The organism is Streptomyces sp. PKA51, from assembly GCF_057552455.1.
The window spans coordinates 219,376-246,321 of record NZ_BAAJPZ010000003.1 but is presented as its reverse complement, the minus strand read 5'-3'; the positions used below and the strand labels follow the sequence as shown (position 1 = coordinate 246,321).

24 protein-coding genes and 1 tRNA gene are annotated in these 26,946 nt (G+C 73.1%); 5 read left to right on the top strand and 20 right to left on the bottom strand.

Annotation, left to right across the window (positions count from 1 at the left end):
• Nucleotides 1–89: 89 nt before the first annotated feature.
• The 6 genes from cobT to AC27L3_RS06150 all read right to left on the bottom strand — a co-directional run bounded on the left by cobT (nt 90) and on the right by AC27L3_RS06150 (nt 9,350).
• On the bottom strand, nt 90–4,193 hold the full coding sequence (gene cobT / locus AC27L3_RS06175; protein WP_487233001.1) for a nicotinate-nucleotide--dimethylbenzimidazole phosphoribosyltransferase: 4,104 nt from the start codon (nt 4,191–4,193) through the stop codon (nt 90–92).
• A gap of 220 nt (nt 4,194–4,413) precedes the next feature.
• The gene (gene cbiE / locus AC27L3_RS06170; protein WP_487233000.1) at nt 4,414–5,628 is read right to left on the bottom strand and encodes a precorrin-6y C5,15-methyltransferase (decarboxylating) subunit CbiE; all 1,215 of its coding nucleotides are present in this window, start codon (nt 5,626–5,628) and stop codon (nt 4,414–4,416) included.
• 106 nt (nt 5,629–5,734) lie between these two features.
• On the bottom strand, nt 5,735–6,397 hold the full coding sequence (locus AC27L3_RS06165) for a GNAT family N-acetyltransferase (RefSeq protein WP_487232999.1): 663 nt from the start codon (nt 6,395–6,397) through the stop codon (nt 5,735–5,737).
• Between the two features lie 166 nt (nt 6,398–6,563).
• Nucleotides 6,564–7,433, bottom strand: coding sequence for a MetQ/NlpA family ABC transporter substrate-binding protein (locus tag AC27L3_RS06160; RefSeq protein ID WP_487232998.1), 870 nt, complete (start codon nt 7,431–7,433; stop codon nt 6,564–6,566).
• 97 nt (nt 7,434–7,530) lie between these two features.
• Nucleotides 7,531–8,304 carry a methionine ABC transporter permease gene (locus tag AC27L3_RS06155; RefSeq protein WP_487232997.1) on the bottom strand — a complete coding sequence of 258 codons (774 nt, stop codon included), beginning with the start codon at nt 8,302–8,304 and terminating at the stop codon, nt 7,531–7,533.
• A complete protein-coding gene (locus tag AC27L3_RS06150; protein ID WP_487232996.1) occupies nt 8,301–9,350 on the bottom strand; it encodes a methionine ABC transporter ATP-binding protein in 1,050 nt (349 codons plus the stop codon). Before AC27L3_RS06150 ends, AC27L3_RS06155 begins: the two co-directional genes overlap by 4 nt.
• A gap of 504 nt (nt 9,351–9,854) precedes the next feature.
• Here AC27L3_RS06150 and AC27L3_RS06145 point away from each other — a divergent pair.
• Nucleotides 9,855–10,214: a hypothetical protein gene (locus tag AC27L3_RS06145; protein ID WP_344434178.1), complete on the top strand. Its 360-nt coding sequence runs from the start codon at nt 9,855–9,857 to the stop codon at nt 10,212–10,214.
• A gap of 1 nt (nt 10,215) precedes the next feature.
• Complete coding sequence (locus AC27L3_RS06140) at nt 10,216–10,644, top strand: hypothetical protein (protein WP_487232995.1); 429 nt, start codon at nt 10,216–10,218, stop codon at nt 10,642–10,644.
• 3 nt (nt 10,645–10,647) lie between these two features.
• Here AC27L3_RS06140 and AC27L3_RS06135 read toward each other — a convergent pair whose 3' ends face one another.
• From AC27L3_RS06135 to AC27L3_RS06125, 3 genes are read right to left on the bottom strand one after another with little or no spacing between them, the layout of a single operon-like run.
• The gene (locus AC27L3_RS06135; RefSeq protein ID WP_487232994.1) at nt 10,648–11,148 is read right to left on the bottom strand and encodes a GNAT family N-acetyltransferase; all 501 of its coding nucleotides are present in this window, start codon (nt 11,146–11,148) and stop codon (nt 10,648–10,650) included.
• A 28-nt stretch (nt 11,149–11,176) separates the two neighbouring features.
• Nucleotides 11,177–11,719, bottom strand: coding sequence for a sigma-70 family RNA polymerase sigma factor (locus AC27L3_RS06130; protein ID WP_487233173.1), 543 nt, complete (start codon nt 11,717–11,719; stop codon nt 11,177–11,179).
• A 48-nt stretch (nt 11,720–11,767) separates the two neighbouring features.
• Nucleotides 11,768–12,934: a glycerophosphodiester phosphodiesterase gene (locus tag AC27L3_RS06125; RefSeq protein ID WP_487232993.1), complete on the bottom strand. Its 1,167-nt coding sequence runs from the start codon at nt 12,932–12,934 to the stop codon at nt 11,768–11,770.
• A 210-nt stretch (nt 12,935–13,144) separates the two neighbouring features.
• On the opposite strand from AC27L3_RS06125, the gene AC27L3_RS06120 reads away from it, so the two are divergent.
• Complete coding sequence (locus tag AC27L3_RS06120) at nt 13,145–13,822, top strand: lysophospholipid acyltransferase family protein (RefSeq protein WP_487232992.1); 678 nt, start codon at nt 13,145–13,147, stop codon at nt 13,820–13,822.
• Between the two features lie 21 nt (nt 13,823–13,843).
• On the opposite strand, the gene AC27L3_RS06115 is transcribed toward AC27L3_RS06120, so the two are convergent.
• The 5 genes from AC27L3_RS06115 to AC27L3_RS06095 all read right to left on the bottom strand — a co-directional run bounded on the left by AC27L3_RS06115 (nt 13,844) and on the right by AC27L3_RS06095 (nt 19,675).
• Entirely contained in the window at nt 13,844–14,674 is an 831-nt protein-coding gene (locus AC27L3_RS06115) for an alpha/beta fold hydrolase (RefSeq protein ID WP_487232991.1), read from the bottom strand.
• A gap of 217 nt (nt 14,675–14,891) precedes the next feature.
• Nucleotides 14,892–16,445: an MFS transporter gene (locus AC27L3_RS06110; RefSeq protein ID WP_487232990.1), complete on the bottom strand. Its 1,554-nt coding sequence runs from the start codon at nt 16,443–16,445 to the stop codon at nt 14,892–14,894.
• Nucleotides 16,442–16,990 (bottom strand): TetR/AcrR family transcriptional regulator, encoded by a 549-nt coding sequence (locus AC27L3_RS06105; protein WP_487232989.1) that lies wholly within the window; start codon nt 16,988–16,990, stop codon nt 16,442–16,444. The genes AC27L3_RS06110 and AC27L3_RS06105 overlap by 4 nt, the downstream gene beginning before the upstream one ends.
• A 67-nt stretch (nt 16,991–17,057) precedes the next feature.
• Nucleotides 17,058–18,485 carry an argininosuccinate lyase gene (gene argH, locus AC27L3_RS06100; protein ID WP_487232988.1) on the bottom strand — a complete coding sequence of 476 codons (1,428 nt, stop codon included), beginning with the start codon at nt 18,483–18,485 and terminating at the stop codon, nt 17,058–17,060.
• The gene (locus tag AC27L3_RS06095) at nt 18,482–19,675 is read right to left on the bottom strand and encodes an argininosuccinate synthase (RefSeq protein ID WP_487232987.1); all 1,194 of its coding nucleotides are present in this window, start codon (nt 19,673–19,675) and stop codon (nt 18,482–18,484) included. The genes argH and AC27L3_RS06095 overlap by 4 nt, the downstream gene beginning before the upstream one ends.
• A gap of 182 nt (nt 19,676–19,857) precedes the next feature.
• Between AC27L3_RS06095 and AC27L3_RS06090 the strand changes: the two genes are divergently transcribed.
• Together AC27L3_RS06090 and AC27L3_RS06085 are read left to right on the top strand one after the other, a co-directional pair.
• A complete protein-coding gene (locus AC27L3_RS06090; RefSeq protein WP_487232986.1) occupies nt 19,858–20,400 on the top strand; it encodes a Uma2 family endonuclease in 543 nt (180 codons plus the stop codon).
• Nucleotides 20,401–20,496: 96 nt separating this feature from the next.
• Nucleotides 20,497–20,570 (top strand) — tRNA-Pro (locus AC27L3_RS06085).
• A 122-nt stretch (nt 20,571–20,692) separates the two neighbouring features.
• Here AC27L3_RS06085 and AC27L3_RS06080 read toward each other — a convergent pair.
• From AC27L3_RS06080 to AC27L3_RS06055, 6 genes are all read right to left on the bottom strand, one after another.
• Nucleotides 20,693–21,235 (bottom strand): arginine repressor, encoded by a 543-nt coding sequence (locus tag AC27L3_RS06080; protein ID WP_487232985.1) that lies wholly within the window; start codon nt 21,233–21,235, stop codon nt 20,693–20,695.
• A gap of 8 nt (nt 21,236–21,243) precedes the next feature.
• Entirely contained in the window at nt 21,244–22,449 is a 1,206-nt protein-coding gene (locus tag AC27L3_RS06075) for an acetylornithine transaminase (RefSeq protein ID WP_487232984.1), read from the bottom strand.
• Nucleotides 22,446–23,420, bottom strand: a complete 975-nt coding sequence (argB, locus tag AC27L3_RS06070; protein ID WP_487232983.1) for an acetylglutamate kinase — start codon at nt 23,418–23,420, stop codon at nt 22,446–22,448. Before argB ends, AC27L3_RS06075 begins: the two co-directional genes overlap by 4 nt.
• Nucleotides 23,417–24,568, bottom strand: a complete 1,152-nt coding sequence (gene argJ / locus AC27L3_RS06065) for a bifunctional glutamate N-acetyltransferase/amino-acid acetyltransferase ArgJ (protein ID WP_487232982.1) — start codon at nt 24,566–24,568, stop codon at nt 23,417–23,419. Before argJ ends, argB begins: the two co-directional genes overlap by 4 nt.
• An 88-nt stretch (nt 24,569–24,656) precedes the next feature.
• Nucleotides 24,657–25,688 (bottom strand): N-acetyl-gamma-glutamyl-phosphate reductase, encoded by a 1,032-nt coding sequence (gene argC, locus AC27L3_RS06060; RefSeq protein WP_487232981.1) that lies wholly within the window; start codon nt 25,686–25,688, stop codon nt 24,657–24,659.
• Between the two features lie 46 nt (nt 25,689–25,734).
• Nucleotides 25,735–26,889: an acyltransferase family protein gene (locus tag AC27L3_RS06055; RefSeq protein ID WP_487232980.1), complete on the bottom strand. Its 1,155-nt coding sequence runs from the start codon at nt 26,887–26,889 to the stop codon at nt 25,735–25,737.
• Nucleotides 26,890–26,946: the final 57 nt, after the last annotated feature.

Sequence of the window (26,946 nt, the reverse complement as noted above, 5' to 3'; positions counted from 1 at the left end):
CCCTAAAGGGCCCGGCGCGCTGGTGGGCAATCGTTCCGTGTGCCGGAACGGCACGACAGAACGACCGCCCACCGGCCGGTGCCCCGGCGTCAGCCCTTCTCGCTGACCCCGGCCTTGTCGAACGTCGCCACCTCGTGCATCGCCCGCGCAGCGCTCTGCACGACCGGCAGCGCCAGCAGCGCACCCGTTCCCTCGCCGAGGCGCAGGTCCAGGTCCACCAGCGGGCGCAGGCCCAGCTTCGTCAGCGCCGCCACGTGCCCCGGCTCCGCACTGCGGTGGCCCGCGATGCACGCGGCCAGCGCCTCCGGCGCGACGGCCCGCGCCACGAGGGCCGCGGCACCGGCGCTGACGCCGTCGAGGATCACCGGCGTACGCAGCGACGCGCCGCCGAGGATGAGGCCGACCAGCGCCGCGTGCTCCAGGCCGCCGATGGCCGCGAGGACGCCGATGGGGTCCGCCGGGTCGGGCCGGTGCAGCTCCAGGGCCCGGCGCACCACGTCGATCTTGCGGGCGTGCATCTCGTCGTTGATGCCGGTGCCCCGCCCGGTGATCTCCGCCGGGTCGGCGCCCGTGTAGACGGAGATGAGCGCGGCGGACACCGTGGTGTTGGCAATGCCCATCTCACCGGTGAGCAGCGCCTTGTTGCCGGCCGTGACGAGGTCGCGGGCGGTCTCGATGCCCACCTCGACCGCGCGCAGCGCCTCCTCGCGGGTCATCGCGGGGCCGGTGGTGAAGTCGTTCGTACCGGCCCGGACCTTGCGCGGCAGCAGCCCCGGCGTCGTCGGCAGCTCCGAGGCGACACCGACGTCGACCACGCACACCTCGGCCCCCACCTGGTTGGCGAAGGCGTTGCACACCGCGCCGCCGCCCAGGAAGTTGGCCACCATCTGCGAGGTGACCTCCTGCGGCCAGGCCGTGACGCCCTGGTGGTGCACGCCGTGGTCACCGGCGAAGATCGCGACGGCCGCGGGCTCGGGGATCGGCGGCGGGCACTTGCGGGACAGGCCGCACAGCTGCGCCGAAATGATCTCCAGCATGCCGAGCGCGCCCGACGGCTTCGTCATGCGCTTCTGCCGCTCCCACGCCTCGCCGAGCGCCTTGGCGTCCAGCGGACGGATGCCGCGCAGGGTCTCGGCCAGCAGGTCGTGCGGCTCCTCGCCGGGCAGGGCCCGGCGCCCGTACTCCTCCTCGTGCACCACCCACGACAGCGGGCGCCGCTTCGACCAGCCGGCCTGCATCAGCTCCGGCTCGTCGGGGAACTCGTCGACGTACCCGACGCACAGGTAGGCGACGACCTCCAGATGCTCGGGCAGACCGAGGGCGCGCACCATCTCGCGCTCGTCGAAGAAGCTGACCCACCCCACGCCGAGGCCCTCGGCACGGGCGGCGAGCCACAGATTCTCGACGGCCAGCGCGGAGGAGTACGGCGCCATCTGCGGCTGGGTGTGCCGGCCCAGCGTGTGCCGGCCGCCCCGGGTGGGGTCGGCGGTGACGACGATGTTGACGGGCGTCTCGAGGATCGCCTCGATCTTCATTTCCTTGAACTGCTTGGCCCGGCCCTTGGGCAGCGACTTGGCGTACGCCTCGCGCTGACGGGTCGCCAGCTCGTGCATCGCCCGGCGGGTCTCCGCCGAACGGATGACGACGAAGTCCCACGGCTGGGAGTGCCCGACGCTGGGCGCGGTGTGCGCGGCCTCCAGCACCCGCAGCAGCACCTCGTGCGGGATGGGGTCGGGACGGAAGCCGTTGCGGATGTCGCGCCGCTCGCGCATCACCCGGTGCACGGCCGCACGCTCGGCGTCCCCGAACCCTTCGGCCGGCGGGCCGGCAGGCGGTGCCGCCTCCGGCGCGGGTTCGGCGGCTGTGGCCTCCGGCCCGGCTTGGGCGGTGACGTCGGCGTCCGGCTCGTCGATGAGCCGCACGCGGGGGCCTTCGGCGGCCGGCATGGACGGCTCGGCCCCGGGGGCGGGGGCGTCTGCCGACGCGGGGTCGACGGCCGGGACGGGCTCGACAGCCGCGGCAGGCACATCGACCGCGGCCTCGGCGGCCGGAGCGGGGGCGTCTGCCGACGCGGGGACGACGGCCGGGGCGGGCTCGACAGCCGCGGCAGGCACATCGACCGCGGCCTCGGCGACCGGTGCGGAGGCGTCTGCCGACGCGAGGTCAGTGGCGGGGGCGGGCATGGCGGCCGGGGCGGGCGCGTCGGCCGGGGCCTCGGCGGCCGGGGCAGGTGCGTCTGCCGACGCAAGGTCGGAGGCCGGAGCGGCCTCGACGACCGGTGCGGACGCCTCCGCCGGGGCGGGAGCGGCACCCGTGGCGGGCACGTCGGCCGGAGCCTCGGCGGCCGGGGCAGCTGCGTCTGCCGACGCGGGGTCGGTGACCGGAGCGTCCTCGGCGACCAGCGCGGGCGCCTCGGCCGGCACGGGTGCCTCTGCCGACGCAGTGTCAATGGCCGGGGTGGCCTCGGCAACCGGTGCGGGAGCGGCGTCCGCGGCGGGTACCTCCGCCGGTACGGCTGCGTCCGCCGACGCGGGGATGGTGACCGGCGCGGGCGCCTCCGCCGGTGCGGCAACAGCGTCCGGGGCGGGCACCTCCGCCGGCACAACTGCGTCTGCCGACGCCAGGTCGGTGACCGGCGCGGGCGCCTCCGCCGTTGCGGGAACGGCCTCCGGGGCGGGCACGTCCGCCGGGACACCCGCGTCTGCCGACGCGGGGTCGGTGACCGGGGTAGACGCGTCCGCCGGTGCGGCAACAGCGTCCGGGGCAGGCACCTCCGCCGGGGCGGGAGCGGCGACCGGGGCGGGCACGTCCGCCGGGGCAGCGTCTGCCGACGCCGGGTCGGACACGGCGGGTGCGACAGGGGCCTCCGCAGCGGCCGCGACCTGCGGCTCGGCGACAGTGCCCTCGGCCTGGGCCACGGCCTGCGGCTCGACGGGCGCGGCGGCGGCAGCGGTCTGCGGCTCCGCCGCAGCAACGGCAGCAACCTCGACGGGCTCGGCCGGGGCCGCGACGGCAGCCTGGGCCTCGGCCGGGGCCGCGGCCTGCGGTTCGGCCGGAGCCGGAACCGCAGCCTGCGCCTCGGCGGACGCGACGGAGTCGACCGGCTCCGCCGGAGCCGGGACTGCAGCCTGCGCCTCGGCCGGGGCCACCGCCTGCGGCTCCGCGGCAACGGACTCAACCGGCTCGGCCGGTGCCGGTACCGGCGCTGCCGGCTGCGCCTCCGCCGGCGCGGGGGCCGCTGCCTGCGGCTCGACGGGCTCGGCCGGCGCCTGCGGCTCGGCCGGCTGAGCGGCCTCGACGGCGACGGGCTCGGTTTGCGGCGCGGCTGCGGCCTGGGGTTCGGCGGCCGTAACAACGGCGGGCTCGGCCGGGGTCGGGGCGGGGGTCGGGGCGGCGACAGCCTCCGCAGGGGGCGCAGCGTGCACAGCCGCGGGCTCGACGGGGTCGTCCAGGAAGGCGCCCACGCCCATGCCCCGGGCGACGGAGGCGGCGGGGGGCGCCGCCGGGGTGGGGTCCTCCTGGGGCAGGGCTGCGGCCGGTTCGGCGGGGGCGGCGAAGGTGTCGGCCGACGGGGCGTCATCCGGCCCGGGGGCGGGTGCGGCTTGGGCCACCGTGGGCAGGACGCGGTCGACGAGGGCCTGGGCGGCGCCCGGGGCGACGGTGGGGACCTCGGCGGCGCGCTGGGCGGGCAGGCCGGCTCCGGCCGTGGCGTCGGCGGGGGCGCCGGGCGTGTCGCCCGCGTGCTGCGGCGGTACGAACGCCTCCGCGCCGGGCTCGGCGTACTCGACGCCGCCGACGGGCGGGGCGGGGGTGCCGACGGGCTGCTGCGGGGCGGCGGGGCCGCGGTCGGCGAGGGAGCGGACGACGCCGCTGTTGGGCTCCGGGACGGGCGGGCCCATGTGGAGGGGGCGGCGCGGCGGGGCGGCGGCCGGGGGGGTGCGGACCTCGGTGAAGTCGACGGAGCCGGTGTCGCGGCCGCCGGTCTCGTGGGTGCCGCCCTGGGCGGGGGGCTGTTCGCTCCAGGCGCCCTGGGCGCCGGGCATGAGCAGCAGGTCGTCCTCGTCCGTGGCGTCCGTGTCGAGGTAGGCGTAGGGGCCTGGGGCTGCGGTGTCGGCAGGGTCTGCGGTGTGCCCGGGCAGTGCGCCTGCGTTCTCCGGCTGTCCCTCGCCCGGGAACCGGCCGGTGTCGGTCATGCGTACCCCTCGCCCATCGGTAGTGCTCCTTCCAACCGCTGCCGCCCACAGACAACAACGAGCGTCCATGCCTCGCGGCACGTTGTGTGCCACCGATGCCACCCTGCCCTGTACGCGCCAAAAGGGTGAGGCGTTCGGGGCATTGACGGGTGTGGTGTCGGACACCGCTGACCGGCGGCACAACGATCCGCCAGCCTACCCCGACCGGGCCCGGGGGCCCTCAGGGGTGGGTGCGACGGCCACTCAGGAGGAAGGCTACGGCGCGCTCGCGCTCCGTCCAGTCGCCTGTGTCCAAGTCCACTGCCTGGAGCAGTGTGCAGTGCACCGTGTAGCCGCCTTCGGCGAGGACGCGGCCGACGGCTTCGGCGTCGTCGCGCGTGGCGGCGTGGGTGACGATGCGTTCGGGGCGGCGGTCGGCGCAGGCGGCGACGACGTCGGGGCCGCCGCCTCCGACGCGGACGACGTCGGGTTCGGGGAGTTCCTCCAGGATCTGCGGGGCGGTGCCGTGGACGACGTGCAGCTGGGTGCCGTAGCGGCGGGCGAGGGAGGCGGCGCGGCGGCAGGCGTCGGGGTCGCGGTCGACGGCGATGACGGCGGCGCCGAAGCGGGCGGCCTCGACGGCGGCGGCGCCGCTGCCGGAGCCGATGTCCCAGACGAGGTCGCCGACGCGGGGGCCGAGGCGTGCGAGTTGGGCGGCGCGCAGTTCGGTGCTCTCGCCCTCGCCGAGGGTGGTGTCGTAGGCGGCGGCGGGCAGGGCCCAGCCGCGTACGGCCGGGGGCTGGCCGGGGTCGCGGCCGGCGATCCAGGTGCCGCCGCGGCCGAGGGGGGTGCCGGAGCCGCCGATGACGATGACGACGTTGGGGTCGCGCCAGGCGTGGTCGGCGGCCCGGTCGGAGGTGACGACGGTGACCTGTTCGCGGGCGGTGCCCAGTTCCTCGCAGATGACGAAGGTGCGGTGGACGTCGCCGAGCAGCAGGGCGAGTTCGGCGGGGCCGGCGCCGGGGGAGGTGAGGACGGCGACCTTGGGGTGGGCGCGGCAGACGTTGACGGCGCGGCGCAGGTCGCGGGCGTGGGCGACGACGACCTGGGCGTCGTCCCAGGGCATGCCGGCCCGGGCGAAGGCGGTGGCGACGGAGGAGACGGCGGGGACGACCTCGATCTCCAGGCCGTAGTCGGGGGCGCGCAGGGTGCGCACGACGCCGAAGAAGCCGGGGTCGCCGTCGGCGAGGACGACGGCGGAGCCGCGGTGGGCGGCGATGCGGCGGGCGGCGAGGTCGAGGCTGCCGAGGCGGATGCGCTCGGCGTCGGCGGGCACCTCGGGCAGGGCCAGGTGGTGGGGTGCGCCGGCGACGAGGGTGGCGGCGGCGAGGGCCGAACGGGCCCCGGCCGTCAGCGGTGAGCCGTCCCAGCCGATCACCGTGACCCGGTCGGCCATCGTCGTCTGTCTCCTGGGCTTGTCGCAGGTCGGGCCCCCGTGGGGGCGGGCAGCACCGAGCGTACCCCGGCCGGTGGCGGCCGGGGCTGCGCGGCGTGGGTGCCGGTCAGCGCCAGACGGGGAAGGCGGGTGCGGCGTGGGAGGGGTGGCCGGAGCGGTCCCAGTCGGCGGGGTGGTGGTCCTCGCCGTCGTCGAGGTCCTCCGGCAGCAGGCTCCACAGGATGAGGTCGGTGCGGATCTCGGTCCAGCCGGCACCCTCGGTGCGGCTGCGGCCTATCCAGGCGTTGCGCAGGACGCCCTCGCTGACGCAGCCGGCCTTCTGGGCGACCTGCTGGGCGGCGGTGTTGTCGGCGGCGGTGCGCAGTTCCAGGCGCTGGAAGCGCTGGTCGCGGAAGAGCCATTCGGCGACGGCGAGGAGGGATTCGCAGGCGTAGCCCTCGCCGCGGGCCCAGGGGGCGGTGACGTAGGAGACCTCGGTGGTCAGGGTGCGCCAGTCGGTGTTGCGCAGGTGGAGGGTGCCCACGAGGCGGTGGGTGAGGAACTCGGTGACCGCAAAGACGATTCCGCGCCCGGTGGAGCGTTCGGCGGGGGCGCGGCGCAGGGCCCAGTCGCGGGCGTCGGCGGTGGTGTAGGGGTGGGGGGCGGCGGTCCAGGCGGTGATGAGCTCGTCGTTCATCATCTCGGCGAGCGCGGGGACGTCGCCTGCCTCGAACGGGCGCAGCACCAGCCGGTCCGTACTGATGGAGATGTCCGGAAAGGTGGATGTCATGCGCTGCTCCAACGCCGGGGGCGGGTGGGCTCGGGGTGTACGGGTGGGGCCCGGGTGCACCAGCATGCAGCATCGGCGGGCGGGTGCGCCAAGCGCAGGGCCCCGCGCACGGGGTGTTGTGTGCGCGGGGCCTTACGACCGTACGGAGGGCCGAGGTTACAAGGTGTCAGCTCTTGACGGGGCCGAAGGCGGGGATGACGGCGCCGTTGCTGAACTTCTCCTGGATGAACTTCTTCACCTCGTCGGAGTTCAGCAGCTGGGCGAGCTTGGCGATGCGGGGGTCGGCCTCGTTGCCCTTCTTCACGGCGAGGAAGTTGGCGTAGGGGTTGCCGTCGGCCTTCTCCAGGGCGATGGCGTCCTTGGCGGGGCTGAGCTTGGCGCCGATGGCGAAGTTGCCGTTGATGACGGCGGCGTCCACGTCGGCGAGGCGGGAGGGGATCTGGGCGGCTTCGAGCTCGGTGAACTCGACGCCCTTCTTGTCCTCGACGTCGGAGAGCCGGGCCGCGGCGCCAACGCCGTCCTTGAGCTTGATGACGCCGTTGTCGGCGAGGAGCTTCAGGGCGCGTCCCTCGTTGGTGGCGTCGTTGGGGACGGCGATGGTGGAGCCGGAGCCGAGGTCGGCGACCTTCTTCCCCTTCTTGGAGTACAGGCCGAGCGGCTCGATCTCGACGTTGACGACGGGCACGATGTCCGTCTTGTTCTTCTTGTTGAAGTCGTCGAGGTACGGCTTGTGCTGGAAGAAGTTCGCGTCGACCTCGCCGTTCTGCGTGGCGGTGTTCGGCAGGACGTAGTCGTTGAACTCCTTGACCTCCAGCTTGAGGCCGGCCTTCGCGGCGAGGTGGTCGCGGACGAAGTTGAGGATGTCGCCGTGCGGGGTGGGGCTGGCGGCCACGACGAGCTTGGCCGCGGGGTCGGCGTCCTTGCCCTTCTTGGACGAGCCGGAGGAGGTGTCGGAGGGGGCGCTGCAGGCGGTGACGCCCAGGGTGAGGGCGGCGGCGGCCGCGAGGGCGGCGGTGAGCTTGGCGGTGGTACGCACGAAGAGTGCCTTCCTTGCTGGTGTTTCTGGTGTTCCGGAGGTGTGTGCGCCCGGCAAAGGGTCCGGGCTCTCGCGGGTCTGTGGGGGGTGGGTCCGGTCAGGCCGCCTCGGTGGGGGCGGTCGCGGCCTCGGGGGCGGCCTGGTCCGGGGTGGTCGTCGCCGTGCGCTGGGCGGGCAGCAGCCGGCGCAGGCCCACGGGGGCGGCCTGACGGCCGCCGCGGGAGGCCAGGCGGCGTACGGCGAGGTCGCCGGCGATCTGGACGACGGTGACGATGACGATGAGCAGCACGATGGTGATGTTCATCAGGGCGTCCTCGCGGCGCTGGTAGCCGTAGGTGATGGCGAGGTTGCCCAGGCCGCCGCCGCCGACGGCGCCGGCCATGGCCGAGTAGCCGATGAGGGTGATGACGGTGGTGGTCAGGCCGGCGATCAGGGAGGGCAGGGCCTGCGGGAGCAGCACCTTGAAGATGATCGTCCAGGTGCCGCCGCCCATCGACTGGACGGCCTCGACCAGTCCGTGGTCGACCTCGCGGACCGCGGTCTCGACCAGGCGGGCGAAGAAGGGGATCGCGCCGATGGCGAGGGCGACCACGGCGGCGCTGGGGCCGATGGAGGTGCCGACGACCAGCCGGCTGAAGGGGATCAGCCAGACGATGAGGATGATGAACGGCAGCGAGCGCCCGAGGTTGAGGATCGCGCCGAGCACCTTGTTGACGGCGGCGTTCTGCAGCAGCGCGCCCCGGTCGGTCAGCACGAGCAGCAGGCCCAGGGGCAGGCCGCCGATGACGGCGTAGACGGTGGACCACCCCACCATGAAGAGGGTGTCCAGACATGCGTCGCGCAGCAGGGGCTGCATCTCGGCCCAGGTCACTTGGCACCTTCCTTCAGGAGCGGGGCGGCGGGGGGCGGGCTCTGCACGTCCGCCACGTCCACCTGCAGGCCCTGCTCGCGCAGGAAGCCGATGGGGACGACGTTCTCCTCGAAGCGGCCGGGCAGCTCGATGCGCATCCGGCCGATCTGCTTGCCGGCGACGGTGTCCATCGCGGCGCCCAGGATCGAGATGTCGATGTTGTACGTGCGGGACAGCTGGGAGATGACCGGCTGGGTGGCGGCCTCGCCGTGGAAGGTGACGTCCACGACGGTGCGGTCGGGCCCGGAGGGCTCGCCGCCGACGGGGAACAGCTCGGCGGCGAGCTCGGAGCCGGGGGTGGCGAGCAGCTCGGAGACGGTGCCCGACTCCACGACGCGGCCGGCCTTCATCAGGGCGGCGGAGTCGCAGATCGTCTTGACGACGTCCATCTCGTGGGTGATGAGCATGATCGTCAGGCCGAGCTGCTGGTTGAGGTCGCGCAGCAGCTGGAGGATGGAGCGGGTGGTCTCCGGGTCGAGCGCGGAGGTCGACTCGTCGGAGAGCAGCACCTTGGGGTCGCCGGCCAGGGCGCGGGCGATGCCGACGCGCTGCTTCTGGCCGCCGGAGAGCTGGCCGGGGTAGGCCCGGGCCTTGTCGGCGAGGCCGACGAGGTCGAGCAGCTCCACGGCCTTGCGCTCGCGCTCGCGGCGGTCGAGGCCGAGGATCTCCAGCGGCAGCTCGACGTTGGCCTGCACGGTGCGCGAGGAGAGCAGGTTGAAGTGCTGGAAGACCATGCCGATGCGGCTGCGGGCCGTGCGCAGTGCGGCGTTGGCGCGCTGGCCGCGGCCGGCGAGCGCGGTGAGGTCCTGGCCGGCGACGGTGACCGTGCCGGAGGTGGGGCGCTCCAGGAGGTTGACGCAGCGGATGAGGGTCGACTTGCCGGCGCCGCTCTGGCCGATGACGCCGTACACCTCGCCCTCGCGCACGTGGAGGTCGACGCCGTCGAGGGCGGTGACCTCGCGGCCGCGTGAGCGGTAGACCTTGCTCAGGCCTTGTGTGGTGATCACAGAGGGATTCCGTCACTGTTCGAGTGCGCGGCGACGACGGCGCCGGCACGGGCATGCATTGCGGAACGCGACATCGGGCGGTCCCTGCGGGCGCCGGGGGCGCGGGCTCGGGGGTCCGTGTGACGCGGGGCGGTGCGATCCGGGTCCGGGGTGTCGCCGGGCGGGATCGACGGGGTCTCGCTTCGGGGCGCGAGGCACAGGGGCCCTCAGCAGTCACACATTCGACACATGCGACGCGCAGCGCCGGGCGTCGTCTTCGCCTCGGTCGCAATCATGCGGGTGCTCGTCGCGGTCATGCGGGCAAGTAAAACAGAAGCGTGTGCGAACAGGCCACGCCTGTCCGAATACCGGACAGTACTGCTCACCTCATGGACACCACACTGCTCACCTCCTGAACACCACGGGCACGCGCGGGCCCGCGCGCGGACCGGGCGCACCGGGCCATTACAGTCGTCCCATGCCTGTCATGCCCCATTCGCACGCCCGCGCCGCCGGGGGGCCGCGGTGATCGACGCGCTGACTCTCGCGGCCGGCCTGGCCGCCCTCGCACTGGCCGCCTGGTGCGGCTTCGCCTTCGCGCGCGACGAACCCACCAAGGACTGGCACTTCATCGGCATGGCCGTGGTGGCCGTGCTCGCCCTGGTGCAGCTCGTCATAGGCGTCGTCCGCCTCGCCGGCGGCGACCGGCCGGCCCAGGGCACCACGATCTTCGTGGCCTACCTGCTGGGCGCGGCCGCCGCCGTACCGGCCGCCGGCTTCATGTCGCTCGCCGAGCGCACCCGCTGGGGCTCGGCCACCGTGGCCGCGGGCGCCGTGGTCCTCGCCGTGCTCGAAGTGCGGCTCTACGACATCTGGGGAGGCTGACATGGCAGAGCCCGTACGCGCCGGCGAGGCCGCCGAGAACACCGGATTCGACCTCGGGCACGGCCCCGGCCGGCTGCTGGTCTGGCTCTACGGCGTCTTCACCGTGGCGGCCGCCTCCCGCTCCGTCGTCCAGATGATCCTGGACTTCGGGCGGGCGCCGCTGGCCTACGTCCTGTCGGCGGCGGCCGCCGTCGTCTACGCCTTCATCACCTACTCGCTGGTGCGCGGCGGACGGCGGGCCCGCAGGGCGGCGCTGGTGTGCTGCGCCGCCGAGCTGGCCGGAGTGCTGATCGTGGGGACGTGGACCCTGCTGGCCCCCGCGTCCTTCCCCGACGCCACCGTCTGGTCCGACTACGGCATGGGGTACCTCTTCATCCCCGTCATCCTGCCGGTGACCGCCATGATCTGGCTGCGCCGGGCGCCGCGCTGAGGATCAGGCCGTGGTGGCAAGGGCGGCCGGGGCGTCCTTCTCCAGGGTGATGCGCGTCAGCGCCCCGGAGACCTGCTCGGCGCCGGTGCGCTCGTAACCCCACCGGCGGTACAGCCGCAGATGGCCCTCGCTGCGCTGCCCCGTGGCCAGGCGGTAGCGCTTGGCGGACCACTCCCCCGCCAGCCGCTCCTCGATCGCCGACAGCAGCCGGCCGCCCAGGCCGTGCCGCTGCATCCGCGGGTGCACGATGAGACCGGTGATGTCCGCGGTGCCGTCCGCGCCCACCGAGGCACGCACCGAACCGACGACCTCCTCGCCGAGCCGGGCCACGAGCACGCAGCCGCGGCCCAGTTCGGCGCGCAGGTCGTCGAGGGACTGGGTCAGGGGCTCGATCGAATAGTCCCCGTAGAGCTCCGCCTCGCTCTGGTAGCACAAGTACTGGAGTTTGAGGATCCGCTCGGCATCGGCCTCGGCCGCGGCCGAGATGGTCACGCTCATGCCCATGTGCGCCTGCCTCCCCTGTTTCGGTTCGTTAACGCTCCTTTCCCCAAGGGCCAGGAGCGGCAATCTCCGCGATGAGCATTCTGCGCAGGCATCCCAGGCAACGGGAACGGATGGGCCCCAAAGAGCCTTGTGAGATTCCCAACTTCCCTGCGATTTCGCGGTAGGTCGGGTCCTTCCGGGACAACATCGCAGACAGCAAACCCGCACAGCGGCCGGGCAGCCGGCGCACGGCCGCCCGCAGCTCCCGGCCGGACTCGGCGTCCAGCACCGCCTGCTCCACCCCGGGCGCGGCGGCATCGGGAACGGGATACGGCACCTCGCGCCGTGCCCGGCGCCGGGCGCGGCGGGCGACGGCGCGGACGGTGGCCCGTAAACCGTGCGCCGAGACGGCGGCCTTCGCGTCCAGGAGCCGCACCCAGACGTCGTGCTCCAGGTCGGCGGCGTCGACGCCGGCCGCGGGGGCTTCGGCGGCGCACTCCGCCTTGAGCAGCGGGCCGTAGCGGGTCAGAAGATCTTGGGCGTTCACGGGGGCGGTGACGCGGCCGGCCGGTGGCCGGTTTCCACCGGCCACCGGGTTCACCCGTTCGGGGTGCCGAACCGAAGGGGCACCCCCGGCTGCTCAGCCGCGCCGGTGCGCGTCGCGCGCCAGTGCCGCCGTGTCGGGGTTGTCGGAGAAGATGCCGTCGATGCCCGTCGCGAAGTACGTCGTGAACGCCCCGAACGCATCGCCGTACGCGTTGGGGTCCGTTCCGCGCCGGAAGTCCGCCGGGAGGAAGGAGTTCTCGTTGCGCATCGTGTACGGGTGGAGGATCAGCCCCGCCGCGTGGGCGTCGCGCACCAGGGTGGTGGGCTTGGTGAGCTTGCCGGCCGCGTCGCGCGGGATGACGAGGTTGAGCCAGGGGCCGATGCCCTGGGCGAAGCCGGAGACCCACTTCAGGCCGGCGGGGGTGACGAGGTCGGCCACGGTGCGCGGGTCCTTGGACTCGACGAAGTCCCAGGGGCGGGTGGGCAGGTCGTCGAGGAGGAGGATCTTGGGGCAGTCGATGCCGAGCCGGCCCAGGCGCTGGAGGCTGCTGGGCTCGAAGGACTGCAGGAAGGTGTAGCCGCCCCGGCCGGAGCGGTTGTAGCGGCGCAGCAGCTTGGCGAGGCGCTCCTCGAGGCCGAGGCCGGCCTTGCGGAAGTAGGTGGGGTGCTTGGTCTCGACGTGCAGCCAGATGCGGCGGCCGCGCCTGCGGCCCTGTTCCTCGGCCCACTTCAGCACCTCTTCGAACGTGGGTACCTGCCAGTACCCGTCGTAGAGGGTGTTGTGCTGCCGGTTGCCGGGAATGCGCTCCTTGGCCCGGAGCGTCTTGAGCTCGGCGAGCGTGAAGTCCTCGGTGAACCAGCCGGTGTGCTGCTCGCCGTCCACGGTCTTGGTGGTCTTGCGGGAGGCGAATTCCGGGCGGGAGGCGACGTCGGTGGTGGCGGTGATGTCGTTCTCGTGGCGGCAGACGAGGTGCCCGTCCTTGGTGGGCACGACGTCCTGTTCTATGACGTCGGCCCCCATGGCGAGGGCGTACTCGTACGAGCCGAGGGTGTGCTCGGGCCGGTAGCCGCAGGCGCCGCGATGGCCGATGACGGTGGGCACGGGCAGGTCCTTGTACGAACCGCCACCGCCTGTGGACGCCGGGGCCGGCGCCGCTGCCGCTGCCGGGGCCACCCCGCCGCCCAGGGTCATCGCTCCCGCGCCCAGGGCCGCCGCGGCCCCCAGCACCGTGCGCCTGCCCGGCCGCTGCTCCTGATGCATGAACTCTCCTTGTCCAGCCGTTGCCATCGCCGGCTGATCGTATGTACGTACGGCTTCTTCTCAGGGGACGAGAAACGGAACGGAGTGAAAACTCACGTCAACACTGCGTTTCAAGTCGGTCAACCAGGTGTGCGCACCGACGGTACCCGCGAGTATCGTCTTCGACCGCGCCCGTGTGCGCCCGACCGAACACCACGACCGGAGGGTCCGTTGTCCCGCATCCTGCTCAAGGCTTTCCTCGGACTGCTGATGCGCGTCCTGTACCGCCCCACGGTGGAGGGGGCCCGGCACATCCCCGGCAGCGGGCCGGTCATCCTCGCGGGCAACCACACGACGTTCATCGACTCGCTGTTCCTCTCGCTCATCGTCGAGCGGCAGGTGTACTTCATCGGCAAGGACGAGTACGTCAAGGGCACGGGCCTCAAGGGCCGGCTGATGGCCTGGTTCTTCACGACCTCCGGCATGATCCCGGTCGACCGGGACGGCGGCAGCGGCGGTGTGGCCGCGCTCATGACGGGCCGCCGGGTGCTGGAGGAGGGCAAGGTCTTCGGCATCTACCCGGAGGGCACCCGCTCCCCCGACGGCCGTCTGTACCGCGGCCGGACGGGCATCGCGCGCCTGGCGCTGATGACGGGGGCGCCCGTGGTGCCGTTCGCGATGATCGGCACCGACAAGGTGCAGCCCTCGGGCAAGGGCGTGCCGCGCATCGCGCCGGTGACGGTGCGCTTCGGCGAGCCGCTGGACTTCGCCCGCTACGAGGGCATGGACCGCGACCGCTACGTGCTGCGGGCCGTCACCGACGAGGTGATGAGCGAGGTCATGCGCCTGTCGGGTCAGGAGTACGTCGACATGTACGCCACCAAGGCGCGCCAGGCCAAGGCCGCCTGACGCGCCGCGCGGCAGTCCGCGTCACGCCCCGCCGAAGCACCGAGGCCGAAAGCCCGGGTCGGCGGGGCCCTTGCGTCCGAGAGCGTGGAGGACCCACTGGGCGACGACCGGGTCCTTGGTGGCCTGGTCGTGCATGAAGGGGTCGAGCGGGCAGGCGTCCTGGAGCACGACGTTGGTCAGGTGCTCGGCGGGACCGGTCAGCAGGGCGCTGGTGTAGGGGATGACGACCTCGTCGTGGCGGGTGGTGACGACGGTGTAGTCGGGGCCGGCCGGCGTCTCGGTGCCCTCGTTGAGCTCGGCGAGCAGGCCCGAGCCCCAGCGCTGGTCGAGGCAGGCGGGGCAGAAGGTGTAGCCGGTGGGGACGGCCAGCGGATTCTTGGTGCCGTGGTTGGAGGGCACGATGCCGATGAGGTCGTCGACCTTGTCGGCGCCGCCGAGGAACTTCACGTAGTAGCGGGGCATCATGCCGCCCTGGCTGTGGCCGACGATGTCGACCTTCGCGGCGCCGGTCGCGCCGCGCACGGCCTCGACGAAGTCGCGCAGTTCGGCGGCGGACTGCGGGACGGGGTCGGTCTCCAGGTGGCCGTAGTTGAAGGCGAAGACGCAGTAGCCCGCCTCCTTGAGCTTCGGGGAGAGCTTCGCCCAGTTCTCGGCCATGAGCTTGAAGGTGCCGTTGACCAGGACGACGGGCTGCGGGTGCGCGGAGTCGGGCTTGCAGGACCAGTCGTTGGCGCCCGAGGGCGGCACGTCCAGGACGGAGGCGGAGGCGGGGGCGGCGGTGGGGCCCAGCAGGCTCAGGGCGGCGGCCGCCGCCGCGGCGACCAGGAGCCGGGCTGTGGTGCGCAGACGCATGGGGGATTCCTTCGGGCGCGTGGACGGGCCACGAGTGGGGACGAGTGGTCACGAACCGCGTTCGACATTGTCGACCGGTGGACGTGATGCTCTCCGGGTCGTCAGGATCGCGTCAAGAGAGTTACCGGCTGGTAAACGTCACAGGGACCGGGGGTTGCCCACCCCGGCCCCTGTGGTGTTTGCTCAGCTGAGCCGAGCGCCGCTCATCGCGGTCGGCTCAGCCGCCGTACCCTTCCTCCAGCCGCTGCCCACGCAGCAGGAACCAGGCCGCGACGGCCGTCGCCAGCAGCACCAGCGCGCCCACGCCGGAGGCGATCTGCAGGCCGTCGACGAAGGCGTCGCGCGCCGAGCCCAGCAGTGCGTCGCCCAGGTCGGCCGGCAGGGCGCCCGCCGACTCCACGGCGCCGCCCAGGGACTCGCGGGCCTCGGCGGCCGAGGCCGACGGGATGCCGGCGGGCACCGTGAAGTCCCGGTACACCCCGGTGACGATCGAGCCGAGCACCGCGATGCCGAGCGCCGCGCCCAGCTCGTACGCCGTCTCGGAGACCGCCGCGGCCGAACCGGCCTGCTGCTTGGGCACGCTGGAGAGGATGACGTCGGCGGTGACGGTGAACGACAGGCCCGCCCCGACGCCGACGACGAGCAGCACCGCCCCGAGCACCGGGTAGTCGGTGTCCGCGCTCAGCCACATCAGCGCCGCCAGCGCCAGCCCGATCGCGCCCAGCCCGCCGGCCACCACCGAGCGCACCGACCACCGGCGGGCGGCCTGGCCCGCGAGCAGGCCGGCCGTCACCGCGCCGATGGCCGCCGGCAGCTCGGCCAGGCCGGCCTCCAGCGGACTGCGGTCCTGCACGAGCTGCAGGAACTGGGAGAGGAAGAAGACCATCCCGGACAGCCCCAGCACCGTCAGCAGGTCCGCCAGGACCGCGGCGGAGAAGCCCCGGTGGTGGAAGAGCCGCATGTCCAGCAGCGGCGCGTCCAGCGAGAGCTGCCGGCGGACGAAGCCGGTCAGGGCCAGCACGCCGCACGCGGCCGTGCCGGCGACCTGCCACGACACCCCGTGCGTGGCACCCTCCTTGATCGCGTAGACCACGGCCACGATGCCGGTCATGGACAGCAGCACGCTCGGCAGGTCCCACGGCCCCGGCGCGGGGTCCTTCGACTCCGGCAGGAGCTTGATGCCGACGAGGACGAGCACGGCCATCACCGGCAGGTTGATCAGGAAGACCGAGCCCCACCAGAAGTTCTCCAGCAGGAAGCCGCCCACCACCGGGCCGACAGCCGCGCCCGCGGAGGCCATGGCGCCCCAGATGCCGATGGCGAGGCTGCGCTCCTGCGGGTCGGTGAAGATGTTGCGGATCAGGGCCAGGGTCGAGGGCATCAGCGTCGCGCCCGCCACGCCCAGCAGGGCCCGGGCGGCGATCATCATCTCGGGGCTGGAGGCGTAGGCGTTCAGCACGGAGACCGCGCCGAAGGCCACCGCGCCGCACAGCAGCAGCCGCTTGCGGCCGATGCGGTCGCCGAGGCTGCCCATGGAGACCAGCAGACCGGCGATCACGAAGGAGTACACGTCGCCGATCCACAGCAGCTGCGTGCCCGAGGGGCGCAGGTCCTCGCTGAGGAAGGGGGTGGCCAGGCCCAGGACGGTGGCGTCGACCGCGACCAGCAGCACGGCCAGGGCCAGGACGGCCAGGGCCAGCCAGCGCCCCGGCCGGCGCTCGGGGGCGTCGTGGCGCTCGCCGCGGGCGGCGGTGCCGGTCTCGCCGCTCATCGCTCCGCCCTCCGCCGAGCGCCGCCCAGCAGCAGCTCGCAGATCACGCGCGTGAGGTCCTTGGCGGCCACCCGCCCATCGTGCACGGCCCACGCGCCCGAGGCGATCAGCCCGTACAGCGCGTCGGTGAGCCAGGCGGGTGAGAGGTCCACCCGGAAGGCGCCCTCCTCCTGGCCGCGCAGGAACAGCGCCTGGACCCGGGCGTCCAGGCGGTTCCAGCCCTCGTTGACGTCGAGCTCGAAGAGCTGGTTCTCGGTGTAGAGGAAGGACAGCAGCCCCGCGACGGGCTCGGCGCACACCACCAGGCGGCGCAGCGCCTCGGCGGCGTCCCCCTCCTCCAGCCGCGCCCGCTCCAGGGCCTGCTCGAACTGCTCGATGCCCAGCTGCTCCAGGGCCCGTACGAGCGCGTCGCGCCCGGCGAAGTGGCGGTGGAGGGTGGCCCGGCTGATTCCGGCCGCCTTGGCGATCTCGTCCATGGAGGCGGTGCCCTTGCGGCTGAGCAGGGCGGCAGCCTCCTTCAGTACGCGTGCTCTGTCGAGGCTCATGCAACAACGATAACCCGAATGAGACACGAATGTCTCAAACGGGTCATCGATGTCACACGGTCGGGGGTCAGCCCCGGCGGGCCTCCGCCCACGCGCGCTGCACCGCGAGGTCCGCCTTGACCTCCTGCAGCTGCACCGCCACCGCCGAGGGCGCCGTGCCGCCGCGGCCGCTGCGGGAGGCGAGCGCGCCCGGCACGTTCAGCACGGAGCGGACCTCGGGCGTCAGGTGCGGGGAGATCGCCGCGAACTGCTCGTCGGTGAGCTCGTCCAGCTCGATGCCGCGCGCCTCGCACTCCTTGACGCAGGCACCGGCGACCTCGTGCGCCACCCGGAACGGCACACCCCGGCGCACCAGCCACTCGGCGATGTCGGTGGCCAGCGAGAAACCGGCCGGGGCCAGCTCCTCCATGCGCTCGCGGTGGACGGTGAGGGTCGCCATCATCCCGGTGAAGGCCGGCAGCAGGACCTCCAGCTGGTCGCAGGAGTCGAAGACCGGCTCCTTGTCCTCCTGCAGGTCCCGGTTGTACGCCAGCGGCAGGGCCTTGAGGGTGGCCAGCAGCCCGGTGAGGTTGCCGATCAGCCGGCCCGACTTGCCGCGCGCCAGCTCGGCGATGTCGGGGTTCTTCTTCTGCGGCATGATCGACGAGCCGGTGGAGAAGGCGTCGTGCAGGGTCACGAAGGAGAACTCCTTCGTGTTCCAGATGATGACCTCCTCCGCGATCCGCGACAGGTCGACGCCGATCATCGCCGTGATGAAGGCGAACTCGGCCACGAAGTCGCGCGCGGCCGTGCCGTCGATCGAGTTGCCCGCGCTGCCGCGCTCGAAGCCGAGGTCGGCGGCGACCGCCTCCGGGTCCAGGCCCAGGCTGCTGCCCGCCAGCGCACCGGAGCCGTACGGCGAGACCGCCGTGCGCTCGTCCCACTGCCGCAGCCGCTCGGCGTCCCGCGACAGCGCCTGCACGTGCGCCAGCACGTGGTGCGCGAAGAGGACCGGCTGGGCGTGCTGCAGGTGCGTGCGCCCGGGCATGGCCACGTCCGCGTGCGCCTGGGCCAGGCCCACCAGCGCCTCCTGCAGGTCGGCGATCAGACCGCCGATGATGCGGGCGTGGTCGCGCAGGTACATCCGGAAGAGCGTGGCCACCTGGTCGTTGCGCGAACGCCCCGCCCGCAGCTTGCCGCCCAGCTCCGGGCCCAGCCGCTCCAGCAGACCGCGCTCCAGGGCGGTGTGCACGTCCTCGTCGGCGACGGTGCCGGTGAACGTGCCGGCGGCCACGTCGGCCTCCAGCAGCCCCAGACCCTCGATCATGCGGGTGAGCTCGTCGTCCGTCAGCAGCCCGGCCTTGTGCAGCACCCGGGCGTGGGCCCGGGAGCCGGCGATGTCGTACGGGGCGAGCCGCCAGTCGAAGTGGACGGAGGCCGACAGCTTCGCCAGGGCCTCGGCCGGCCCGTCGGCGAACCGGCCACCCCACAGGCGTACGTCCTGCTGCTCGCTCACGCCAGGTCCCGCTTGGCCGCGATCTTCGACGACAGGCCGAAGATCTCGATGAAGCCCTTGGACATGGACTGGTCGAAGGTGTCGCCCGTGTCGTAGGTGGCGAGGTTGAAGTCGTACAGCGACTGCGCCGACTTCCGGCCCGTCACCGTGGCCCGGCCGCCGTGCAGCGTCATCCGGATGTCACCGCTGACGTGCTCGTTGGCCTCGGCGATGAAGCCGTCGAGGGCCCGCTTGAGCGGGGAGAACCACAGGCCGTCGTAGACCAGCTCGCTCCACCGCTGCTCGACCTGCCGCTTGAAGCGGGCGAGCTCGCGCTCGACCGTGACGCTCTCCAGCTCCTGGTGCGCGGTGATCAGCGCGATGGCGCCGGGCGCCTCGTAGATCTCCCGGGACTTGATGCCCACCAGCCGGTCCTCGACCATGTCGATCCGCCCGACGCCCTGGGCACCGGCCCGGTCGTTGAGCTGCTGGATGGCCTGCAGGACGGTGACGGCCTTGCCGTCGATCGCCACGGGCACGCCCTTGTCGAAGGTGATGACCACCTCGTCGGGGTCGCGGGGGGTGGCGGGGTTGGCGGTGTAGTCGTAGACGTCCTCGATCGGGGCGTTCCAGATGTCCTCCAGGAAGCCGGTCTCCACCGCCCGCCCGAAGACGTTCTGGTCGATGGAGTACGGCGACTTCTTGGTCGTGGCGATCGGCAGGCCCTTGGCCTCGCAGAAGGCGATCGCCTTGTCCCGGGTCATGGCGTAGTCCCGGACGGGGGCGATGCACTTCAGCTCCGGCGCCAGCGAGGAGATGCCCGCCTCGAACCGCACCTGGTCGTTGCCCTTGCCGGTGCAGCCGTGCGCCACGGTGCTCGCACCGTGCTTGTGCGCGGCGGCGACCAGGTGCTTGACGATGGTGGGCCGCGAGAGGGCGGAGACCAGCGGGTACCGGTCCATGTACAGGGCGTTGGCCTTGATCGCCGGCAGGCAGTACTCCTCGGCGAACTCGTCCTTGGCGTCCGCGACCTCGGCCTCGACCGCACCGCAGGCGAGCGCGCGCTTGCGGATGACGTCGAGGTCCTCGCCGCCCTGGCCGACGTCCACGGCGACGGCGATGACCTCGGCGCCCGTCTCCTCGGCGATCCAGCCGATGGCGACGGAGGTGTCAAGGCCGCCGGAGTAGGCGAGTACGACGCGCTCGGTCACGGGGTTCTCCTCACGGTGCGGTGCGTGTGCGCTGCGCTGGTGCTGTCATGCGCTGATGGGTATGACTATGCGCTCTGCCGTATGTTTCGTCAATAGCGCGTGAGAGTGAATCGGTCAGGAGTGGATGGCGGCAGGCCGGACTACGATGCGACTATCGATGGGCCCAGCCAGGGAGGTTGTCCATGACCGCGCAGACCGAACGGCTGCACAACGCCATCGACCGCGCGGCGTCGGTGATAAAGGGCTTCAAGATCGAAGCAGTGGGGGACCGGATCATCATGACGCCGCAGAGCAGCGTCCAGAGCCTGACCATCTTCGACGTCCGCGACGCCGCCGTGGCGTCCGGCGTGCGGCGAGACCGCGTCTTCTCCGACGTGGAGTTCGCCTTCCCCGGAGAACCCGACCGTTGCCCGGACGTGTCGATCGTCGAGGACGACGCCACGGACCCGTTCACCTACGAGGACCTTCTGGCGGCGATCGAAATCGTCTCGTCGAAGAACGACAAGAACGACTATGCGATCAAGGTGCGGCAGTACGCCCATTTCGGCGTCCCCCTCTACCTGATCATCGACCCGTTCCGCGGCGAGTGCGACCTGCTCACCAACCCCCGGAACGACGCCTACGCCTCCCGCGAGACGTACAAGTACGGCGACACCATCACCCTCCACCTGGCCAACGGTCGCGAGATCACCATCCCGACGGACACCTTCAAGCGCCGCAGCTGACCCCCACCGGACCCCCCGATTTGGATCACGGCGCCGGACAGGATATTTTCTTCCTGCACGCCCCACCGGGAAGAAACGCCCGGAGGGACGCGGCACCGGGACGTGGCGCAGCTTGGTAGCGCACTTGACTGGGGGTCAAGGGGTCGTGGGTTCAAATCCCGCCGTCCCGACACGGTGCGAAAGAAGCCCCTGACCTATGGGAAACCACAGGTCAGGGGCTTCTTTCCGTTGACGGGGACCATGCGCCGAGGGCTCCGGTCCGCACTTCGCGGTCCGGAGCCCTCGGTGGGGTTCAGCGTTCCTTCTGGGCCAGACGCAGCAGGTGGTCCGCCAGGGCCTGGCCGCCGACCGGGTCGCGGCTGATGAGCAGGACGGTGTCGTCGCCGGCGATGGTGCCGATGATCTCGTGCACGCCCGCCTGGTCGATGGCCGAGGCGAAGAACTGGGCGGCGCCCGGGGGCGTGCGCAGGACCACGAGGTTGGCCGAGGCCTCCGCGGAGATGAGGAGCTCGCCGGCCAGGCGGGCCATGCGGGCCTCGGTGGCGGATTCGCCGAGGGGGGCGCGCGGGGTGCGGTCGCCGCCCTCGGAGGGGACCGCGTAGATCAGCTCGCCGCCGGTGTTGCGGATCTTGACGGCGCCCAGTTCGTCGAGGTCGCGGGAGAGGGTGGCCTGGGTGACGGACAGCCCGTCCTCGGCGAGCAGCCGGGCGAGCTGGCTCTGCGACCGGACGGCCTGCCGGCCGAGGATGTCCACGATCCGGCGGTGGCGTGCGGTGCGGGTCTGCGGCACGGCCTGTCCGCCGTGGACCGGCTCGGTCTCCTGCGCCTCGGTCATCTTTTTCGTCAGTCTCCGGATCGTCGTTCCCCGTGTGCCCCTCCCCCGGCGGCGTCCAGGACGCCCGGCAGCGCCCGGCAGAACGTCTCCGCCTCGTCCTCGGTGAGGATCAGCGGCGGGGCCAGCCGCACCACGTCGGGCGCGACCGCGTTCACCAGCAGGCCGGCTTCCTGGGCCGCCTGCTGCACCTGCGGTGCGAGGGGCTCGTCAAGGACAATACCCAGCAGCAGGCCCGTACCACGGACGTGGTCGACCAGCGGGTGGCCGAGGGCCGTGATTCCGTCACGCAGGAGCGCGCCCACGCGCTTGACGTGGTCGAGGACGCCGTCGGCGGCGAGGGTGTCGAGGACGGCGAGAGCGGCGGCGCAGGCGACGGGGTTGCCGCCGAAGGTCGACCCGTGCTGACCAGGCGTCAGCAGGTCGGCGGCGGGCCCGAAGGCGAGGGCGGCGCCGATGGGCAGGCCGCCGCCGAGGCCCTTGGCGAGGGTGACGACGTCGGGCTGCACGCCCTGGGCGAGGTGTTCGAACCAGTGTCCGGTGCGGCCCACACCTGTCTGGATCTCGTCCAGGACCAGCAGCGTCCCCGTCCGCGTGGTGATCTCGCGGGCGGCGGCCAGGTAGCCCGCCGGGGGGACGACGACGCCGTTCTCGCCCTGCACCGGTTCCAGGACGACCAGCGCGGTGTCGGTGGTGACGGCGGCGCGCAGCGCGTCGGCGTCGCCGTACGGCACGTGAGTGACGTCGCCGGGCAGCGGCAGGAAGGGCTCCTGCTTGGCGGGCTGGCCGGTCAGGGCGAGGGCGCCGAGCGTACGGCCGTGGAAGCCGCCGCTCGCGGCCACCATGTGGGTGCGGCCCGTGCGCCGGCCGATCTTGAAGGCGGCCTCGATCGCCTCGGCGCCGGAGTTGGCGAAGTAGACGCGGCCGGGGCGGCCGGCGAGTTCCAGCAGGCGTTCGGCGAGGCGGACGGTGGGTTCGGCGGAGAAGAGGTTGGAGACGTGGCCGAGGGTGGCGATCTGGTCGGAGACGGCCCGGACGATCGCGGGGTGGGCGTGGCCGAGGGCGTTGACGGCGATGCCGCCGACGAAGTCGAGGTAGCGCTTGCCGTCGGCGTCCCACACGGTGCTGCCCTCGCCTCGCACGAGCGGGAGGCGCGGGGTGCCGTAGTTGTCCATGAGCGCGCCCTGCCAGCGCGCGGTCAGGTCGGCGTTGTTCATGCGTCCCCCTTTTCCGGGTCCGGCTTCTGCGGGTCCGGCTTCGGGTCCGGCACGACCATCGTGCCGATTCCTTCGTCGGTGAAGATCTCCAGAAGGATCGCGTGCTGGACCCGTCCGTCTATCACGCGCGCGGTGGTGACGCCGTTGCGTACGGCGTGCAGGCAGCCCTGCATCTTGGGCACCATGCCGCTGGACAGCTCGGGCAGCAGCCGCTCGAGTTCGCCGGCGGTGAGCTGGCTGATGACCTCGTCGCTGTGCGGCCAGTCGGCGTACAGGCCCTCGACGTCGGTGAGGACCATGAGGGTCTCGGCGCCGAGGGCGGCGGCGAGCGCGGCGGCGGCGGTGTCGGCGTTGACGTTGTAGACGCCGTCGGCGCCGCCCGCGATGGAGGAGATGACGGGGATGCGGCCGTCGTCGAGGAGCGCGGTGACCGCTCCGGTGTCGATGGCGCTGATCTCGCCGACCCGCCCGATGTCGACGCGTTCGCCGTCGACGTGGGCGTAGTGCTGGACGGCCGTCATCAGCTGGGCGTCCTCGCCGGTGAGACCGACGGCGAGGGGGCCGTGCCGGTTGAGCAGTCCGACGAGTTCGCGCTGCACCTGGCCGGCGAGCACCATGCGCACGGCGTCCATCGCCTCGGGTGTGGTCACCCGCAGCCCGGCCTTGAACTCGGAGGGGATGCCCAGCCGGTCGAGGTGGGCGCTGATCTGGGGGCCGCCGCCGTGCACGACGACGGGCTTGAGGCCGGCATGCCGCAGGAAGACGACGTCCTGGGCGAAGGCGGCCTTGAGCTCCTCGTCGACCATGGCGTTGCCGCCGAACTTGATGACGACGGTCTTGCCGTGGTGCCGGGTGAGCCAGGGCAGGGCCTCGACGAGGGTGCGCGCCTTGGGCAGGGCGGTGTGCTTGCGGGTCGTGCCCGCCGCGTCGGTGGGGGTCGCGTCGGTCGTGGTCGCGTCGGTCGTGGTCATGAGGAGTAGGCGCTGTTCTCGTGGACGTAGTCGGCGGTCAGGTCGTTGGCCCAGATGACGGCGGACTCGGTGCCCTCGGCCAGGTCGGCGGTGATGCGCACTTCCCGGTAGCGCATGTCGACCAGGTCGCGGTCCTCACCGGCGGCGCCGTCGCGGCAGACCCACACGCCGTTGATGGCGACGTTGAGCTTGTCGGGGTCGAACGCGGCGGAGGTGGTGCCGATGGCGGACAGCACCCGGCCCCAGTTGGGGTCCTCGCCGTGCAGGGCGCACTTGAGGAGGTTGTTGCGGGCGATGGAGCGGCCGACCTCGACCGCGTCGTCCTCGGTGGCGGCGCCGACGACCTCGATGCGGATGTCCTTGGTGGCGCCCTCGGCGTCGCCGATCAGCTGGCGGGCCAGGTCGTCGCACACGGTGCGTACGGCCTCGGCGAAGGCGCCGGGCTCGGGGGCGACGCCGGAGGCGCCGGAGGCCAGCAGCAGGACGGTGTCGTTGGTGGACATGCAGCCGTCGGAGTCGACGCGGTCGAAGGTGGTGCGGGTGGCGGCGCGCAGGGCGGTGTCCAGTCCGGCGGCATCGACGTCGGCGTCGGTGGTCAGGACGACGAGCATGGTGGCGAGGCCCGGTGCGAGCATGCCCGCGCCCTTGGCCATGCCGCCGACCGTCCATCCCTCGCCCTCGGCGACGGCGGTCTTGTGCACGGTGTCGGTGGTCTTGATGGCGATGGCGGCCTTCTCGCCGCCGTGGGCGGACAGTTCGGCGGCGGCCTTCTCGATGCCGGGCAGGAGGGCGTCCATGGGCAGCCGGACGCCGATCAGTCCGGTGGAGGCGACGGCGATCTCCGCGGCGCTGTGCCCCAGGACGGCCGCGGCCTTCTCGGCGGTGGCGTGGGTGTCCTGGAAGCCCGCGGGGCCGGTGCAGGCGTTGGCGCCGCCGGAGTTGAGGACGACGGCGGAGACCCGGCCCCCCTTGAGCACCTGCTGGGACCACAGGACGGGCGCGGCCTTGACGCGGTTGGCGGTGAAGACGCCCGCGGCGGCCAGGCGGGGGCCCTGGTTGACCACGAGGGCCAGGTCGGGGCTGCCGCTGTCCTTGATCCCGGCGGCGATGCCCGCCGCCGTGAAGCCCTTGGCTGCCGTGACGCTCACTGGTGATGCTCCTTGTCCGTCGTCGTGTCCTGGGGGGCCGGGCACGGCGCGAGCCGTGCCAGGAGGGTGGCGAGTGCCCGGCGCACGGTCATGGCGCCACCCCGTTCGCCGGCAGTCCCAGCTCCTCCGGGAGGCCGAGGGCGATGTTCATGCTCTGCACCGCGCCGCCGGCGGTGCCCTTGGTGAGGTTGTCGATGGCGCTGACGGCGACGATGCGGCCGGCGGCCTCGTCGAGCGCCACCTGGACCAGGGCGGTGTTGGCGCCCTGGACGGCGGCGGTGGCGGGCCAGCGGCCCTCGGGCAGCAGGTGGACGAACGGCTCGTCCCCGTACGCCTTGGCGTACGCCTGCCGTACGTCGTCGGCGCTCACGCCGGGCCGGGCCTTGGCGCTGCAGGTGGCGAGGATGCCGCGGGACATGGGGGCCAGGGTGGGGGTGAAGGAGACGGTGACCTCCTCGCCGGCGACGGCGGTGAGGTTCTGGCCCATCTCCGGGGTGTGGCGGTGGCCCCCGCCGACGCCGTAGGGGCTCATGGAGCCCATGACCTCGCTGCCGAGCAGGTGCGTCTTGGCGGCCTTGCCGGCTCCGGAGGTGCCGGACGCGGCGACGATCACGGCCTCGGGCTCGGCGAGGCCGGCGGCGTACGCGGGAAAGAGCGCGAGGGTGACGGCGGTGGGGTAGCAGCCGGGCACGGCGATGCGCCGGGCGCCGCGCAGGGCGGCGCGCGCGCCGGGCAGCTCGGGCAGCCCGTAGGGCCAGGTGCCGGCGTGCGGGGTGCCGTAGAAGCGCTCCCACTGGCCGGCGTCCTTCAGCCGGAAGTCCGCGCCGCAGTCGACGACGAGCACGTCGTCGCCGAGTTCGGCGGCGACGGCCGCGGAGTGGCCGTGCGGGAGGGCGAGGAAGACGACGTCGTGCCCGGCGAGCGCCGCGGTGTCGGTCGGCTCCAGGATCCGGTCGGCGAGCGCCGGCAGGTGGGGCTGGAGCGTGCCGAGCGCCTGGCCGGCCTGGGAGTTGCCGGTGAGCGCGCCGATGCGGACCCGGGGGTGTCCCAGCAGCAGGCGCAGCACCTCGCCGCCCGCGTATCCGCTCGCACCGGCCACTGCCGCCCGTATCGCCGTCATCGGTGTCCTCCTCCGTGATGGCATGAATATACAAGTAGCAGCAGATCTATGCAATCAGCTTTTCGGAACCCACCCGGCGCCGCCACAAACGGAGGCCGCGCAGGGCGCCGCGGACCTCGTACGAACGGAAGACGGCCCAGCAGGCCAGCAGGGCGAGGGCGAACACCGGCAGCCAGAGCAGACGGGCGAGCACCCAGGCGGCGCCGTCCGGCGCGGTGTGCAGTCCGGGCAGCGGCCCGGCGGCGAGGAGGCCGAGGAGGGTGACGGCCATCATGGCCGTCTGATGCCACAGGAAGATCGTCATCGCGCGCAGATTGGGCAGGGCCACCGCCGCCCAGACGGCGGGCCGGCGCAGGGCGCGGCGCAGCGGGCCGAGCAGCAGCAGGGCGGCCCCGCACTGGGCCGCACCGAAGGCGACGGCCGCCAGGGTGGGCGGGTTGAGGTTGGAGACGGCCGCGCCCGGCACGCCCACCATGGAGGCCGGGTAGCCGGCCCACAGCACCAGCGCCACGGTGGTGGCGGTGCCGCCGATCAGCAGCGTCCAGCCGGTCGCCCGCCCGGACAGCCGGCCCCGGGCGCGGGCGGCGCCCAGGCAGTACGGCACGAGCCAGCCGGCCGCCACGGTGAGCCAGCCGGGCCACGCCGGGCCACCGAGCCCGAACCGCACCAGGTCCACGAGTGCCACGACGAGCAGGGGCCACACCGGGTGCAGCCGGGCCACCAGGGGCGTCGCCGCGGTCAGGCCCGTCAGAACCAGTAGGAACCACAGCGGCGAGAGGACCAGCTGCAGCAGGGTCCGTAGGGTCTCCGCATCCACCCCGCCGGCCGTCATGGCCGCCGCGGCGACGCCCCAGACCGCCGCCAGCACGCCGACCGGCCGCGCCAGGCGGGCCGTGCGGGCTCCCAGCCACTGCCGGTAGGACAGGCCGCGCTCGCGGGCGCGGGCGTGTCCGGTCGCGGCGACCTGGCCGCTGACGAGGAAGAACAGGGCGAGGGTCTGGAAGATCCAGGAGAGCGGCACCAGGTACGGCTGGTGTTGCAGGGGGCTGGCGCCGTGCAGCGTGCCGCCGTCGGCGACCAGGGCGGTGACCAGCCAGTGGCCGAGCACCACGCCGAGGATGCCCCACGCGCGCACGGCGTCCAGGGCCCGGTCGCGGCCGGGCGGGGTGGCGGCGTCGATGTGCCGGACGAGTGCGTGCACGGCGGGGTCCTTTCCGTACCGGACGTTCGAGTGCGGTACGGAAGGTAGGAAGCAGGC

Bases quoted from the DNA above. Each gene is read 5' to 3' on its own strand.
- cobT (WP_487233001.1), bottom strand. From the start codon at position 4,193: ATGACCGACACCGGCCGGTTCCCGGGCGAGGGACAGCCGGAGAACGCA.
- cbiE (WP_487233000.1), bottom strand. From the start codon at position 5,628: ATGGCCGACCGGGTCACGGTGATCGGCTGGGACGGCTCACCGCTGACG.
- AC27L3_RS06165 (WP_487232999.1), bottom strand. From the start codon at position 6,397: ATGACATCCACCTTTCCGGACATCTCCATCAGTACGGACCGGCTGGTG.
- AC27L3_RS06140 (WP_487232995.1), top strand. From the start codon at position 10,216: ATGGCAGAGCCCGTACGCGCCGGCGAGGCCGCCGAGAACACCGGATTC.
- AC27L3_RS06135 (WP_487232994.1), bottom strand. From the start codon at position 11,148: ATGGGCATGAGCGTGACCATCTCGGCCGCGGCCGAGGCCGATGCCGAG.
- AC27L3_RS06125 (WP_487232993.1), bottom strand. From the start codon at position 12,934: ATGCATCAGGAGCAGCGGCCGGGCAGGCGCACGGTGCTGGGGGCCGCG.
- AC27L3_RS06115 (WP_487232991.1), bottom strand. From the start codon at position 14,674: ATGCGTCTGCGCACCACAGCCCGGCTCCTGGTCGCCGCGGCGGCGGCC.
- AC27L3_RS06110 (WP_487232990.1), bottom strand. From the start codon at position 16,445: ATGAGCGGCGAGACCGGCACCGCCGCCCGCGGCGAGCGCCACGACGCC.
- AC27L3_RS06105 (WP_487232989.1), bottom strand. From the start codon at position 16,990: ATGAGCCTCGACAGAGCACGCGTACTGAAGGAGGCTGCCGCCCTGCTC.
- AC27L3_RS06090 (WP_487232986.1), top strand. From the start codon at position 19,858: ATGACCGCGCAGACCGAACGGCTGCACAACGCCATCGACCGCGCGGCG.
- AC27L3_RS06080 (WP_487232985.1), bottom strand. From the start codon at position 21,235: ATGACCGAGGCGCAGGAGACCGAGCCGGTCCACGGCGGACAGGCCGTG.
- AC27L3_RS06075 (WP_487232984.1), bottom strand. From the start codon at position 22,449: ATGAACAACGCCGACCTGACCGCGCGCTGGCAGGGCGCGCTCATGGAC.
- argB (WP_487232983.1), bottom strand. From the start codon at position 23,420: ATGACCACGACCGACGCGACCACGACCGACGCGACCCCCACCGACGCG.
- argC (WP_487232981.1), bottom strand. From the start codon at position 25,688: ATGACGGCGATACGGGCGGCAGTGGCCGGTGCGAGCGGATACGCGGGC.